The 13,998-nt window shown below is 45.3% G+C and carries 14 protein-coding genes; 2 read left to right on the top strand and 12 right to left on the bottom strand.

Annotated elements, in window-relative coordinates; translation table 11 throughout:
* Positions 1 to 161 precede the first annotated feature (161 nt).
* The 5 genes from Nant_RS20390 to Nant_RS20375 all read right to left on the bottom strand — a co-directional run bounded on the left by Nant_RS20390 (position 162) and on the right by Nant_RS20375 (position 3,098).
* Entirely contained in the window at positions 162 to 1,241 is a 1,080-nt protein-coding gene (locus tag Nant_RS20390) for a sodium:calcium antiporter (protein ID WP_202905056.1), read from the bottom strand.
* 497 nt (positions 1,242 to 1,738) lie between these two features.
* A complete protein-coding gene (locus Nant_RS20385; RefSeq protein ID WP_076496103.1) occupies positions 1,739 to 2,077 on the bottom strand; it encodes a high-potential iron-sulfur protein in 339 nt (112 codons plus the stop codon).
* A gap of 4 nt (positions 2,078 to 2,081) precedes the next feature.
* Positions 2,082 to 2,237 carry a hypothetical protein gene (locus Nant_RS21410; RefSeq protein WP_156298845.1) on the bottom strand — a complete coding sequence of 52 codons (156 nt, stop codon included), beginning with the start codon at positions 2,235 to 2,237 and terminating at the stop codon, positions 2,082 to 2,084.
* 80 nt (positions 2,238 to 2,317) lie between these two features.
* The gene (locus Nant_RS20380; RefSeq protein WP_054343529.1) at positions 2,318 to 2,764 is read right to left on the bottom strand and encodes a DUF3429 domain-containing protein; all 447 of its coding nucleotides are present in this window, start codon (positions 2,762 to 2,764) and stop codon (positions 2,318 to 2,320) included.
* Entirely contained in the window at positions 2,757 to 3,098 is a 342-nt protein-coding gene (locus tag Nant_RS20375) for a thiol-disulfide oxidoreductase DCC family protein (protein WP_054343528.1), read from the bottom strand. The genes Nant_RS20380 and Nant_RS20375 overlap by 8 nt, the downstream gene beginning before the upstream one ends.
* Positions 3,099 to 3,524: 426 nt before the next feature.
* On the opposite strand from Nant_RS20375, the gene Nant_RS20370 reads away from it, so the two are divergent.
* Together Nant_RS20370 and Nant_RS20365 are read left to right on the top strand one after the other, a co-directional pair.
* Positions 3,525 to 4,073, top strand: a complete 549-nt coding sequence (locus Nant_RS20370) for an HD domain-containing protein (protein WP_054343527.1) — start codon at positions 3,525 to 3,527, stop codon at positions 4,071 to 4,073.
* A gap of 15 nt (positions 4,074 to 4,088) precedes the next feature.
* Positions 4,089 to 4,964 carry a phytanoyl-CoA dioxygenase family protein gene (locus Nant_RS20365; RefSeq protein WP_054343526.1) on the top strand — a complete coding sequence of 292 codons (876 nt, stop codon included), beginning with the start codon at positions 4,089 to 4,091 and terminating at the stop codon, positions 4,962 to 4,964.
* An 86-nt stretch (positions 4,965 to 5,050) separates the two neighbouring features.
* On the opposite strand, the gene Nant_RS20360 is transcribed toward Nant_RS20365, so the two are convergent.
* The 7 genes from Nant_RS20360 to Nant_RS20330 form a co-directional block, all read right to left on the bottom strand.
* A complete protein-coding gene (locus tag Nant_RS20360; RefSeq protein WP_054343525.1) occupies positions 5,051 to 5,938 on the bottom strand; it encodes a LysR family transcriptional regulator in 888 nt (295 codons plus the stop codon).
* 9 nt (positions 5,939 to 5,947) lie between these two features.
* Entirely contained in the window at positions 5,948 to 7,693 is a 1,746-nt protein-coding gene (locus Nant_RS20355; protein ID WP_202905055.1) for a dipeptide ABC transporter ATP-binding protein, read from the bottom strand.
* Positions 7,694 to 8,941, bottom strand: coding sequence for an ABC transporter permease (locus tag Nant_RS20350; protein ID WP_054343524.1), 1,248 nt, complete (start codon positions 8,939 to 8,941; stop codon positions 7,694 to 7,696).
* A gap of 4 nt (positions 8,942 to 8,945) precedes the next feature.
* Positions 8,946 to 10,127 (bottom strand): ABC transporter permease, encoded by a 1,182-nt coding sequence (locus tag Nant_RS20345; RefSeq protein WP_054343523.1) that lies wholly within the window; start codon positions 10,125 to 10,127, stop codon positions 8,946 to 8,948.
* Positions 10,128 to 10,214: 87 nt separating this feature from the next.
* Positions 10,215 to 12,272 carry an ABC transporter substrate-binding protein gene (locus Nant_RS20340; RefSeq protein ID WP_054343522.1) on the bottom strand — a complete coding sequence of 686 codons (2,058 nt, stop codon included), beginning with the start codon at positions 12,270 to 12,272 and terminating at the stop codon, positions 10,215 to 10,217.
* Positions 12,265 to 13,089 (bottom strand): HAD family hydrolase, encoded by an 825-nt coding sequence (locus tag Nant_RS20335; protein WP_054343521.1) that lies wholly within the window; start codon positions 13,087 to 13,089, stop codon positions 12,265 to 12,267. The genes Nant_RS20340 and Nant_RS20335 overlap by 8 nt, the downstream gene beginning before the upstream one ends.
* Positions 13,089 to 13,925: an alkaline phosphatase family protein gene (locus Nant_RS20330; protein ID WP_054343621.1), complete on the bottom strand. Its 837-nt coding sequence runs from the start codon at positions 13,923 to 13,925 to the stop codon at positions 13,089 to 13,091. The genes Nant_RS20335 and Nant_RS20330 overlap by 1 nt, the downstream gene beginning before the upstream one ends.
* Positions 13,926 to 13,998: the final 73 nt, after the last annotated feature.

The raw sequence follows: 13,998 nt of genomic DNA, 5'->3' as shown, positions 1-13,998 counted from the left end.
ACTAATGGAGCCCTCTGTAAAGCGCGCATTCGCAAGGCTGCTCCAATGACATATACTCAGAAGGGAGTACTGAGGATTTTTCTAAACCGAAACTCCATAATTCAGCTTTATTCATGGACTTAATCTCTAAGTCCATGAATATAATCGAGATAATTTTATATTTATTGAATAACGTACAACATACTTACCGCCCAGATAGCAAACATAGCAAGTAAAAAATAAGCGACTTTCTTCGTTACTTTTTTATAGTTAAATAACAAACTGGCAGCCACTGCAACGGTTATTCCAACAATAGACCACCGCAGTATTGTTAAATTTGCATCTTGCACAAGGGGTAACGAATTCACCCCGTTAATTATAAACCAAGCTAACAATGGCAAAGCAAATGCGACAGTCGTATCAAAGGTATTGGACGCTAATGGATTAGCAACGGCATCTTCATATTCGCCTTTCTGAGCATCTTTAACGGATAACATTAAGTCAGGCACAGAAGACGCGGCAGCGCCAAAAACTAAACCAGCGAAAAATTGAGGGACCCCTAATACTGCTGCGCTACCCAGGACGCCCACAACAAGAATATGAGATGCCCCGGAAATAACAACAATGGCTAGCGATAAAACAACCAGTGCACTGGTTAATGTGAATGTACGATTTGAGAAAAATAAGGCATTAAAGTTAAAGCAAAGAACATTGGCAAGAATACCTTTATCTTCAATTTCTTCATACTCGTATTCTTCTTCATCACTTATATGACTTTTAGCATCAAAATACAGGTGTAATGCATACAAGCAATAAATAGCGTTTAATACGACCGCCATCCAGATTGTAAAGCTATCGAAACCAAGGAAAACAATTAACGCTATTTCTGCAGTTAACACCCAAAAAACATCACGTAACAACACATTTTTATTAAGTTCAATAGACTCTACAGCTTTACCACCCTCATCTTTTGCCATAATGATAGATAAAGCAGGTATCACACAGCCATTAAATATCGCCGAACCTGCCGTTACACCCAACGCGACCATCACGAGAGATGGGTCGTTAAACCAAAACAAACAAGCTATAACAACAAACATTTCGGGCATACTCGAACCAATTGCATTTACAGTTGCACCTTTAACCCCTGGAGGAAAGTTACGACCTAAATAGCCAGCGGCCTGTTCAAATGTATCACACGCATATTTCAGCAAATAGCATGAAAAAATAATAGTTACGAACGGTAATAATGAATCAAACATGTGTATCTCCAACTAAGCGATATTAACGCCATAATTCGTTGCCATAGCGTTTAGATTACCCTTGGGCTCTGTTGCAAATAGCTTGGTAGGTAAAATTGAGCCATTGATGACTGTTTTCTCTTGAAATGTAACAGGCAATGGATGATTAGAAATTCCTCCTATCAATCCTCGGCCACACTGCCAGTATATTTAATTTACCTTTCAGAATATCTACATCATTTCAAAACCTTTAATCCTGGTGTCGGCTGCTCTCATCGATTGAAATACCCTGACAGCATTGATGGGCCGTTTTAATTTACCCTGATCTGTTGTACTCATTCAAGTAAACTCGTACGGTAATGTATGGCGGTAAAGATGTTTTTTGAACAAGTTTGAGTGACAGACAAAGTGTATTTTACGTAATGGAAAACCGGGGCCTAAAAGTAGACGGGATGAAGTAAACTGTCCCTAAAATCCCCCCCGATTTAAGGAGGAGGATTACGCGTCATTTGATAAACTTAAGCTTTTTTAGCATACGCTGAACACCAGCCTGTCGCGCTAACGTGCTTTCCTGCAAAGATAGCACAGGTTCCTGCTGTCTCTGACTTACTCATATATAAAGCACAATTAGAACACTGTTGATCAGCTGTGTGCCTTGGTTGTTTTGCGGCATCTACAGTTGTGGTATCTTTTTTGTAGCCTAAACCAATTGCCATTGGATCATCTTCGGTTAATTCAGGTAGCTCGTCAGCGTAAGCGCTAGTTGCAATGATTGTACCCGCTGCAAGAGCGGTTAAACCAAAAAGGCTTTGCTTCAGAAGATTTCTACGTTTTAGATCAATAATAGTTTGTTTCATTTTTTTACCCTTCGTTAGTAATGATGTTTCGTGCGCGAATAAAAGTATCTTCGATATTTTCAATCCTCACAGAGATTATCACCAGGCCTTCACTCAATTCTGCCATCGCTAAGCCTTCTGCTTCTGGATTCAACTGTTTGAAATATTGATGATTTCTCAATAATTCTCATAACGTTAGGCCTGCATCTTTGAATTAAGGATAATGTGTTACGTTGAACATTGAATCCACGATCCGAGCTTTTATGACGCATAAAATATATAAGAGCACAGCATCGCGATACTGGCCAGCACCGACAACGTACCCCGCATAAATTTATAGCTCATACTAAAACGGCCGATCAAAGACGTGTAATGTTCGATCGTAAAGAGTATTAACAATAAAACTGCAGCAATGAGCGGCCAGACGTTCGGCAATAACACAAAAGCAAAAAAGCCGATTAAAAAAACACAATTACTGAGTATTAACGCTGGGGTCTGAGCAACCGTTGCCATATCTGCTCGCCACCAGGTACCGCAGATAAAGCTGATTATGCCAAAGGCGTATGCATTAATAGTCGGTTGTAACTGCGTCATTTCCACAAGGCCAAAATACTGCAAAAATGGCAAGGCGACAAAAGGGATTAAACCCGCATAGCCCAGAAATAGCACTGTGTCAGGGAGCGTTCGTTGTAATGACCGATCAACCATTAACGTCTCTCCGTTTACGCGCCCATTGATACCAAACAAGCCAGGTTCTGTAGCCCAGTTCCGCTAACCAGCGAAACGCCGGATGCAGCAACAAGCGCGCTGCTTTACTGTAACGCGTATGCTGCCAAGCGCGCACATTGGCTTCTAAACCTTTCAGCCACAGGCCATCTTCGGTTTTTAAATGTAACTCAGAACGCAACGCCGCCTGGTTTTCTATTGGCAGCGACGTAATGGGCAACAGTGCTAAACCATCATCATGATGCGTCGCCAGCTTAGCCATTTCAGCACTGCAAATCGGGCATGCATCGTCGTAATATAGTGTGTCTTTTTCCATGTACCTTATACGTGCTCTCGCGGTAATCAGATCTCAACTAATAATAAAATACACGGGCATGCAGCCTCATGGAGATTTCACATAAGCTAACAGTTATTCGCTCTTCACAACTATTCACAGCTTTCGCCCTCTTAAAGGTCGTACATACGAACTCCCCCAGCGGGAAGCCTTAAATGTTTAGTCCTGCCTATCTTCGTGCAAGTGCTCAAAAACAAGGCATTAAACGTGCTAAAACAGAATGAATGATCACGATAATTAGTGCCATCGATACCCTCTGCACCTAATCACATATTCCTTAGCATCAGCCATATCATATTCATCTTTTCTTAATAGTTTTGTCACATAATTACTGCATTATTGATGTTTGGTGAGAGCCTTTATAGCCGATCGATTCACCCACACCATTCACTCTATATGACGATAATTATGCACCCATTTATTCAACAAATAGTCTCTTTATTTGATGCCCAGGGTAGTCAAACCTACGGCGAAGATATTAACCAAATCGAACATGCAGTGCAGTGCGCACAACTGGCAATCATAGCGGGAGAACCTTCTGAATTGGTGGTTTCAGCCCTTTTGCATGACATCGGTCACTTGATGGCTGCGACGGATATTGCGTTTGGAAACTATAAACATGACCTCATCGGCGCTGAGTTTTTAGCGCCTTATTTCTCCAAAGAGGTCACTGAGCCTATCCGCTTACATGCGCAGGCAAAGCGCTATCTTTGCGCGGTTGAAGAGGGGTATTTAGCGGGGTTGTCTGCCGCTTCAGTCGATTCACTACATAATCAGGGTGGCTTGATGTCAGCTTCAGAGCAACAGTCTTTCTTGCAAGACCCTTTCGCTCAAGCAGCCATTAAACTTCGCCGCTGGGACGATGAAGGTAAAGTGCAGGAACTGAGTAAAAACGGTATCAGGCATTACCTGCCGTATCTTGAAGCCGCTATTTTAAAAGTAACTATCCCCGCCTAATACTCAGGATCCATCATGTTAAACGATGCACAATCATTTACACAAAAAGGTTATATCGCCCTACAACAAGCACTTAATAGTGATGATATTGAAACCTTAGAAAATGCCAGCGATGAGCTATATGCACACTCCGAACAGTTACTTAAAACCATTGCTGAAAACGGAGAAACACTCACAGAATTTTACAACAAAAACATCCACGAACTAATTGTTGTTCCTGAAATTGATAACGCAAACAAAGTATGTCGCTATGAATACCTCAGTGGTTACAGCGAAGCCGTTCGCACTAAAATCATCCCTAAGCTGCAAATCCTGATAGAACAACTTACTCAGCAGAAATTTGTTTTATTCAAAGATAAATGCAACGCAAAAAATCCGGGGGGTGGCGCATTCGCACCCCATCAGGACATCATTGCGTATGACCAGTTTAAGCCTGCTTACCATATCACCGCAGCCATTTTTCTGGATGATGCGACCATCGAAAATGGTTGTCTTTTTTTTCCTGAGAATTACCTGGAAGACCTCAAGGACTTAAACACCAAACGAGTCAGCACCCTGAGCGGTAATCGTCCGGTACTTGATAGTGACGAAGGTGGGCGTACGCATGGCAATATATGTCAGGCGATAAGCGACCAGATTCGCTGGACACCTGTGACTGCTAAAAAGGGTGATGTAGTTTTATTCGACTCGTACGCGCCCCATCACTCCGAAAAGAACAACTCAAACATGACGCGCAGAGCCATGTTCTTTACCTTTAACGCAGAAAGTGACGGTGATTTTTATCAGGCCTATTATGATATGAAACATCGTGAATTTGATAACCCAAAATTTCATATAGCAACACCAACAGCTCACAGCGACGTTTTTCAAGAGAATGGCCTGAAGAGCTGACTAAAAATAGCTACTCGCTCAACAAAACAGCCCTCCTGAAAAAGCGGGGCTGCTTACCGCTTAACTGAATGCATTTACTTCAATATTTAACTCAATGCTGTTTCGCTTCGCTGCTCCAATGTCAATTGGATAAAATCTCTGACACCAGGCAAAGCGCTACGGTTTTTCTGCCAAACAACATGCTCCAGCACATTTTCAGAAGCCTCAGTAACCGTTACTGTACGCAGGCGCTCATCCGGGCGAACATCCTGCGCTAACGCAAAACCGATGCCTAATCCATATGCGACTGCTTCACACATATCAAGACGCCCATCGACCGTAACATTAGCGTTGGCTTTCATATTAGCGCGCCGAAACAGATCATTCAGCAGCTGTTGAGTACAGGCTTCTGGCTTATAGAAAATCAGCGGCTCATCTCTTAATTGTAAAACACTCAGGTTCTTTTGTGTCGCATAAGGATGGCCAGCCTTGAGAATAGCCATAAGACGATGGGAGGAATAAGCTAATCTGGAAAACCCTGGTTCCAATTCACCCGAAGGAAAAAGACCAATATCTACCTCCCGGTTAAGTAGCATTTTTTTACAGTGCAGTGTTGTTACTGATGTTATTTTCAAGGTCACATCAGGAAAGCGTTGATTAAACTGTGCGATTAACGGCATAAACACCAACGGCGAAGCCGTAGCCACACGTAAGGTCATTTTACCGGGTGGCGTTTGAGGATTGGCGAGTGCCTCTATTGCCCCTTGTAGATCACTGTACTGACACGTGATTTGATAAAGACGTTTGCCCAGTTCTGTTGGCTTTAAGCCTCGGCTAAAACGTTCCAATAGCGGTGTTTCAAAGCGAGATTCTAACTTGCGAATCTGAGCGGTAATAGCCGGCTGGCTAACGGACAGCTGTTGCGCCGCCCGCGTGAAATTACCACATTGAATCGCCGCATTAAAAGCACGCACCTCTGCTAATGAATAGTCCATCAGAGTGCCTTAACAACGCAATGCTTCGTTATTGGCCTTTGCAGAAGGCTCCTTTAGCAGCGCCATGTCCCCTGTATAGCCAGGCAAGCGTTCAAGCCGCGCCTGTGGCGGTTCTAAAAGCGGAATAGAGGCGATTAGCTTCTGAGTATACGGCTGCTGAGGCTTAAGGAATATCTGCCGAACAGTCCCTTGCTCAACCATCGATCCGTCTTTCATCACACAAACCCAATCACATAGGTTCGCAATAACGCTCAGATCATGTGAGATAAACAAAATAGTCAGCCCAAACTCGGCACGCAGCTCTTTTAATAAACCCAGAATTTCAGCCTGGATTGACACATCTAATGCCGCAACCGACTCATCGGCAACAATAAATTTAGGGTTACACACCAATGCTCGGGCAATGCTAATACGCTGCCGCTGCCCACCCGAAAAAGCATGCGGAAAACGCCGCAAATGCTCAACTTCAATATGACAGCGTTTTGCTACTTCTATCACCCGCTGGTCGGTTTCTTCTCTGCTGGAGGTTAATTTCATCGCTTCTAAGGGTTCTGCAATAATATCCCTAATCGTCATGCGTGGATTCAGCGAGCTATGAGGATCCTGGAACACCATCTGTGCCGTTTTGGATAAACGCTTGCGCTTAAGACGCTTATTGGCCCCAAAGTGCACTTTCTTTTTGGTGCCGTGATATTCAACGCTGCCCCCACTGATAGGCGCTGCACCTAAGAGCGCTTTACCTAATGACGTTTTACCTGATCCACTTTCACCGACCAAACCAATAATTTGCCCTTCAGGAAGATCCAGCGAGATATTTTTTACCGCCGTAAACATTGCTTGTTTACGGCTACTTCCTGCTAATGAGTAGCTTACGGACAGATCATGAATACTCAGCAGCGGCTGTGGTTTTTCCTTTGGCGCTTCAGGTAAGTTATCCAGATTAGGTAACGCTGCCAACAAACGTTGGGTGTAATGATGCTGAGGTCTAAACAACACCTGGTCGGCATTACCCGCCTCGACCACTACGCCTTTACGCATCACTGTCACGTTATCGGCAATCTTAGAGATAACGCCCAGATCATGCGTAATGAATAGCATGGCCATGCCCATCTGCTCACGCAGTTCTAACATCAACTCCAGTACTTGCGCCTGAATCGTTACATCTAACGCCGTGGTAGGCTCGTCAGCAATTAAGAGTTTGGGCTTTGTTGATAACGCCATAGCGATCATGGCGCGTTGTCGCATACCACCCGACAGTTCAAATACGTACTGGTCAAAGCGTTGGGCAGGGTCGACAATGCCTACGCGTTCAAATAATTCGATACCCGCCCGGCGAGCCTGTTCACGGCTATAACCCAGATGAATCTGCATGGTTTCAACGATCTGATCACCAATACGAATCGCCGGAGCGAAACTCGCCATCGGCTCCTGAAAGATCATCGAAACCAAATCACCGCGCACTTTACGCAAATCCCGGCCACGCAATTTAAGAATATCGATGTCGTGATTGTCGTGCCGAATCCGCAACTGGCTCTGAGGTTGAATAATGGCGTTACCCGGCAATAATTGCATAATGCTTTTTGCGGTAATCGACTTACCAGAACCACTTTCCCCCACCAGCCCCATCACCTCACCAGGACGTATATTAAAGCTGATGTTGTCAACGGCGTGAACTAAGCCCTCATCGGTATTAAAGTCGATGCTCAGATCCCGAATCTCAAGCAAGTTACTGTGCATGCTTTTATTAATCATCATTTATTTCTTCTCCGAATAAGGGTCTGCAGCATCACGCAGCGCGTCACCGACAAAAACAAAAGCCATAATTAATATGACAAAAACCAGTACCGGAAAGAACTGCCAGATCATATTTTGCTGGATGTCCGGATCCTGAGCTTTTTGCAGTAATACGCCCAGGCTATTGACCGGCTCAGTCAAACCTAATCCCAGAAAACTAAGGCTGGTTTCCGCCAGAATGACGTAAGGAAAATTGATCAGGGTATCGACAATGATATAACTGGTAAAACTAGGTATTAGGTGACGCCAGATGATACGCCAGCCACTGGAACCGCAAAGCTGCGCCGCTAGCACATAGTCCTGATTACGCTCGGTTAGAATATGCGTGCGTAAGCGCCGTCCCAAGGTAGCGAAGTCCAGTGCGCCAATCACCACGGCAATCGCAAAGTAGCGCTGCACAGCGGTAAGATCCATGCTCGATAAGGCGACGGCACAGGCCAGATAGACAGGAATCGACGGGATCACGCGTACCGCTTCAGTGAAGCTCATTAATACCGCATCAACACGCCCACCGAAATAACCGCTGACACCACCGACCAGCAAAGACGAAAACAATTTTACAATCAGAGCAACGATGGCAATACTGACCGTAACCCACACGGCATGCAGGGTACGGCTGAATACATCTTTGCCGTCTTCGTCCGTACCCATCAGATGAATATCTCCCTGCTCAACACCAAACAAATGCCGATCCCAGCGAAGATCCAGATCCAAACCTGCCATACTGAAATCAATCAGACTGTATTCCCACCCTTTAACGAAAAACTGCACATAACGACGCTGCCCCCTATCCACGTTATATTTGTTTTGTGCCGAAGCGCTCAACGCACCGCTGGAAGTAAAGGCATCCAGTGCATCAAGCCCACCACTGCCAAGCAACGCTCTGAGGTTAATTTTGGGTTTGTCTTTCGTGTAGGTATAGGTAAATGGCCGTAAGGAAGCACCCTGTTCATCCCAAAAGAAAAAAGCCTGAGGCGCCCCTCGTCGATATTCAGCATCGGCGCCACGGATAGTAGGATCTATCGGAGAAAAAAACGGCGCAAAGAAACCCATCAGGATAATGGATACCAGTACCCAGCCAGCAATCACTCCACTGGCCTTGCGCGTAAAGCGAGCTTTAATCAACGCCAGCTGGCCCGCGGTGTAGTAAGACTCATCTTGCGAGGTTTCAACTTTTTTCCCGAAACGGGCCAACACACTGCTTATCATAAGTTTATCCAAGTACACTTTTTCGGACGCGCGGGTCGACTGCCGCCAGAACAATATCAGTAATAAAATTCATCGAGATAACCACCAGCGCCACCAGAAACAGAATCGCTGCAGCCATCTCCTGATCATTAGTCATCGCCAACGCTTCAATTAATAATGCTGCGGAATCGGTAAGGCCGATAACAACCGCTACGATGGGCAGATCATTAAATACACGCTGAAAATCGAAACCGATACTATTAAACAACGGGCTAATAGAATGGCGTACCGGATAACCCACCCACAAACTCATGCCGTGAACACCGCGTGCACGTGCCGCATCGACATAGAGCTTATTAGATTCATCGACAACCAGAGCACGCACTGTCTGTAATTGCAGCGCCGTTGCCGCCCAGCCGATAACAAAAATTGGCAACCAGATATGGCTCAGAAAATCAGTTAGCTTGGCGTATTGAAAACCATTTACACCAAACCAGGGCTCAGCACTCCATTGGTCCGAAAATAAACCGGTAGGCACAGGTTCACCGGCGAATACGTAGAGCAGAATGATGCTCAACGCTAACAAGAAATTCGGTAATGCCAAGCCAAGATAGCTGATAATTCGCAGTTTAAGATCGAGCAATTTGTTGAAACTCAACCCGATTGAGTTTATCCATCGCTGTTTTTGGTTATGCTGTGGATTGGTATCCAGCCAGGGCTTATTGATCATATAAGCAGAGAGAATACCGAACGGCACAGCAATCACATAGGCAAAAACCAAACCTGCAATACAGAAGCCAAAGCTCATCCAGAAGCGATCTCCCAGAGCAATATTGACTGACTGGCGCTTAGCACAACTAAAGCCCAGATCGCCTTTTAATGTCAGATCCGTTATCCAGCTACTCCAACGAACAATCAATGAGCGATCCAGCCCCATTCGCGACCTTTCAGCAGCAATATCAGCCTGTGTAATCATTTCGCCTTGTGTACTTTTATAAGCAATATACTTTTCAGCACAGTCGCCGGGTAATACTTCCATCAACGAAAAAACAATACCGCTGACAATCAATAGTGTCATCAGCGCCAGAAGATAACGGTTAAGCACATAATGAAAATACTGACTGCTGCGGCTTCGCCAAAACAGCAAGCCTGCCACACTGAGCAGGATCCATAACAACCAGGTATTAGTAAAAAAATCGGCAATCACGACCGGACTCCGTCAGCAGAAATAACTAAAGGGGAGAGACTGCGCCCCTCCCTTTACTAAGCTCGTAATCTATTAGTTTTTAAACAATTAGTTTTTAACCATATCCTCATTACCCAAAAACCACTGGGTAGGAAGGTAGGGGTACATACGGTAGAACTCGTATGACGAGGTTTTAGGGACTTCGAAGTTACCCAGAGAGCGACTGCGATAAACCGGAGATACCGCTTTTACCGTACCGATAATGAACAGGTCATCAACCACCCGCGTGGCAATCTCCATTCCCAGCGTGTCAGACTCTGCAGTGCCTGCTTTTAATGTTACGAAGCGCGCGGCCAATTTTTGCATTTTTGCAACCGTTGCTGGCGGCGCCACACCTTCAGCACCGTTAGTATCTTGATACTGTGACCACAGCATACCGGTGCGCAGATCAAAGAAACCACCATAAGGAGGAACCAGCGTTTCAGTGTTACTGGCGATATTTGACAGTGGACGTCCCATCACCCAGCTCAGCACACTCAGATCGTTAGCCGTCTGAGAGTTACGGTATTCATCCGACGTTACTTCCTTGATAGTGGTTTTAACACCCGCATCCGTCCAGTTATTAGCGATGATTTCAACCAGTTCAGTAGGCGTCCCCTGAGTGGCATACTGAATGTTCAACTCAAGCTTTTTGCCCGAAGGAAGATCACGCAGGCCATCATTGTCTTTATCAACAACACCGGCTTTATCCAGCAGTTCAGCCGCCATTTTAGGATCGAACTGTGTCCAGCTGTTCTGCAGTTCTTCAGTGACAAAGGGTGTGGTGTCAGCGTCGAAACCGGTGTACTGCGTTGGTTTACCCAAACCGAAGTAAGCGATTTCGTTGATCTGTTCGCGGTTCATCGCTACCGACATAGCGCGGCGGAAGTTGATATCGTTGAATACCGCACGCTTCTCTTCGTCTTTATCGGTCAGATTAAAGGCAACCGTCGTCTGTGCAATAGTCGGGCGAAGTGCAAGTTCGTACTTACCCTGATCCTTATTTTCCAGTAATACCGGAGTCTGAGGGAGGTTAACCGCCTGCGCCTTGTAGTCCACTTCGCCAGAAATCAACTTAGCCGTCTGGATATCTTCGTCACCGATGAAGACTTCTTTAATCTCATTAATGTATGGCAGCTGGTTACCCGCCGTATCGACCTGGAAAAAGTATGGGTTAGCGACCAGACGACGACCTTCAAGAGACTCTTCTGCTACCAAATGAGATTCCAAAGTCGGCATAATCGCCGTTAAACCTGCACTGACCAGACGATCAGAAGCCGCTTTATCTTTTAGCAGAGGTGTGGGTATATCTTTCCAGTCTGATTGGCCGTAGTAAAAATTAATCACCGCATAGCCGTTGTCAAAACCCAGTGCCTGAGCTTTCTTATCGGCGTCTTTATTAAAATCAGGGTGGAACTGAGCCAGCAAGTGCTTAGGCTGAAACGGCTGAGCGTAATCCTGAGCAAAGTTATCTAAAAAACCCGGCGCAGGCTTGTTCATGGTGAACTGGACGGTGGTTTCATCAAGAACATCCACTTTTATCGCTTTACCGGCTGATAAAAAACGCTCTTTTGGCTTCTCGATAATATGGCTATCCATCAGCATATTGTTGTACCAGAAGGCGATATCTTCAGCGGTAAACTTACTACCGTCAGACCACTTGTGACCTTTACGCAGGTTAACCTTGAGTACCGTAAAATCACTGTTCCATTTCCAGGACTTAGCTACGTTAGGCACTACCGTTGCAAGATCATCGCTAAAACGTACTAAGTTCACATGACGTAACGACAACAGATCAGAGGTGCCCGATTCAGTCGCTTTTGAAATCCCATTCAGCACACCACCATACTGACCAATGCGCTGATAGGGAGCAATGACCAAAGGTTCTTGTGGTAAACGCTGTGCCAAAGGCAGCAACTCCGGATTGCCGGCAATACGGCTATTCAATGCACCAATAACAGGGTTTTCATGGAATGTCAGCAGGCAAGAATGCTGGCTTTCAAATTCAACCTTTTCAAATATATGAGGGTAAGCGCCACCGGCATCAGCACCCGCCACAGACGGACATGACGCGGCTACGTTACCTGAGATCAGTGCTAGGGCACCAGCGATCAAAAGTTTAGACATGAGTGATTTCCTGAAGGGTTAAGTGTTGAACGGACTCTTCATTGAATGAGTCGTTACGTTGTTTATTAAAAGGTTTATTAAAAGGTTTATTAAGCTGAAGTGGATTGGTTTCATGTTGCGCAGTTAACCTGTTGATAGCTGGCAGATTATGAGCAGGCGAGTTAAGAGCAAACCAATTAAGAACAGGCCAGTTGCGTTGTTTAGCTATTTGTAAAAGCTGTCCATCCGGGTTGGTTGCAGTGGGATAATCGACCTGTTCTAACAACGCAAGATCATTGATAGAATCGCTGTAGAACTGCCCCCCTGCTAACGTTTCACCCTGTTCAACTAACCAGCTGCGCAACCGGGTTACCTTGCCATTTCGAAAGGTGGGAACACCTTCAATCTTGCCGGTGTAAAACCCCTGCTCACTCGCCAGTCGAATCGCTAAAACATCGGTGACGCCTAAGTAGCGTGCAACAGCACTGACGATAAATTCAGCAGTCGCAGAAATAATCAGCAAACGATTTCCCAGTGCCGCTTGAATCTCTAAAATCTGATGCGCTTCAGAATAAATACGCGGGGCAATATACTGCTCAACAAAGCGCGGCATCATCTCGTCAATGGCGGCGATGCTTAACTGGCTCAGTGGTTTAATAAAAAAACTTATATAATCATCAAGCACTAATTTTTCAGCGTTATACAAAGCCATCATTTGCTGATCACGTTCAACAAACTCACTGCCAACCAAACCTTCTGCCAACATAAACTGACAAAAAAGAGAGCAACTATCACCAGCAACTAAGGTTTCATCCAGATCAAAAATCGCCAAAGCCATTAAACAGCCCCTTGATAGCTGAGCTCTGCTCTTAAGAGCCCACTCGCTACAGGCTTCGCATGGCCTTGTATTCCCAGCAATTCACAGACCACGCCGCAGATATCGGTTTGCTGAGGCAGGCATTCAATTTGATGGGTGAAACGATCTCCGATAACAAATAAAGGAATATCGCGCTCTTCTGCTAAGGTGCCGCCGTGGCTTTTATCATTGTTCATGCCGTGATCCGCAGTAATCAGAATCTGATACCCCGCCGCTATCCATTCAGGCAGATGAGAAGACAACGACATATCTGAGTGACGGGCAGTATTACGATAATGCGCACTATCAAACCCGGCACGGTGACCCGCATCATCAATATTCATGGGATGTACTAACAGAAAATCCGGATCGTATTTGCGGCGCAGCCATTCAGCATCAAGATACAAATGACTATCGGGATAATGGTCCTGGTGATAAAAACAGCCATATTGGATGAGCTGCTCAGGCGCTTCGGTAAAACGATCTCTAACCGCATTATAGGGAGCACAATTGTACAGCTCACTAAACCAGTGATAAGCCGCGGCAGCCGTAGTTAAATTGTTTTCCCGAGCTAAGCTAAAGACACTGGTTTGAGTAGAGTTACGCACCACCTGATTATGTACAATGCCGCTTTCAGCAGGCCGTGTACCCGTAAGGATAGTTTCATACAACGGGCGAGACATGGATGGAAGCTCACATTGAAGCTTGTACAATGTCGCTTTACCCTGCTCTTTCAAGGCATGCAAAAAGCCCATGCACTGTTCAGCCGTGCGGTACTCAAGCCCATCAAGAATTACCAATATTACTTTATTCGACATATCTTCCTGCCAGATCATTTACCGGCACTGTCATACCGGTAAAGCGTTATTCAAATCATTGGCGAAAAGAATA

It is taken from the genome of Neptunomonas antarctica, from assembly GCF_001305295.1.
Taxonomy (GTDB): Bacteria; Pseudomonadota; Gammaproteobacteria; order Pseudomonadales; family Balneatricaceae; genus Neptunomonas; species Neptunomonas antarctica.
The sequence above is the reverse complement of the archived record's forward strand: the minus strand, read 5'-3'. Positions and strand labels throughout refer to the sequence as shown.

Coding starts and splice junctions, on each gene's coding strand:
- Nant_RS20390 (WP_202905056.1), bottom strand. CDS start 1,241: ATGTTTGATTCATTATTACCGTTCGTAACTATTATTTTTTCATGCTAT.
- Nant_RS20385 (WP_076496103.1), bottom strand. CDS start 2,077: ATGAAACAAACTATTATTGATCTAAAACGTAGAAATCTTCTGAAGCAA.
- Nant_RS20380 (WP_054343529.1), bottom strand. CDS start 2,764: ATGGTTGATCGGTCATTACAACGAACGCTCCCTGACACAGTGCTATTT.
- Nant_RS20375 (WP_054343528.1), bottom strand. CDS start 3,098: ATGGAAAAAGACACACTATATTACGACGATGCATGCCCGATTTGCAGT.
- Nant_RS20370 (WP_054343527.1), top strand. CDS start 3,525: ATGCACCCATTTATTCAACAAATAGTCTCTTTATTTGATGCCCAGGGT.
- Nant_RS20365 (WP_054343526.1), top strand. CDS start 4,089: ATGTTAAACGATGCACAATCATTTACACAAAAAGGTTATATCGCCCTA.
- Nant_RS20360 (WP_054343525.1), bottom strand. CDS start 5,938: ATGGACTATTCATTAGCAGAGGTGCGTGCTTTTAATGCGGCGATTCAA.
- Nant_RS20355 (WP_202905055.1), bottom strand. CDS start 7,693: ATGATGATTAATAAAAGCATGCACAGTAACTTGCTTGAGATTCGGGAT.
- Nant_RS20350 (WP_054343524.1), bottom strand. CDS start 8,941: ATGATAAGCAGTGTGTTGGCCCGTTTCGGGAAAAAAGTTGAAACCTCG.
- Nant_RS20340 (WP_054343522.1), bottom strand. CDS start 12,272: ATGTCTAAACTTTTGATCGCTGGTGCCCTAGCACTGATCTCAGGTAAC.
- Nant_RS20335 (WP_054343521.1), bottom strand. CDS start 13,089: ATGGCTTTGGCGATTTTTGATCTGGATGAAACCTTAGTTGCTGGTGAT.
- Nant_RS20330 (WP_054343621.1), bottom strand. CDS start 13,925: ATGTCGAATAAAGTAATATTGGTAATTCTTGATGGGCTTGAGTACCGC.